We start from the raw sequence: 276 nt of genomic DNA on the forward strand, positions 1-276 counted from the left end.
GGCTTATACTGTCTATTCATAAGCTTATGCTTATTTTGATTATCAATAATAGGATGCGTACGCTATGCACGCTTTTGCCCAATCAGTGAATCATTATGTTCCAAACAACCGACATTTGGCAGGGTTGTTTGTCGTGCTGAGCGGTAGTGTATTTTGTCTATGGTTAAATACGAGTCTGGCGACGTGGTCGAACGGACGCATCGTTGGTTTGTCTTCCTTAACATTGGCCATTTTGCTTGGTATGCTATTGGGCAATACCATTTATCCTCATTTAGC

Annotated in this window: 1 protein-coding gene; it reads left to right on the forward strand. The window is 41.7% G+C overall.

Annotated elements, in window-relative coordinates:
* Positions 1 to 64: 64 nt before the first annotated feature.
* Positions 65 to 276: hypothetical protein (locus AAEZ05_RS28490; protein WP_350649935.1), on the forward strand; the 212-nt coding region annotated here is incomplete at its 3' end.

Source organism: Pseudomonas sp. HY13-MNA-CIBAN-0226 (assembly GCF_040310305.1).
In the GTDB taxonomy this organism is placed as follows: Bacteria; Pseudomonadota; Gammaproteobacteria; order Pseudomonadales; family Pseudomonadaceae; genus Aquipseudomonas; species Aquipseudomonas gregormendelii.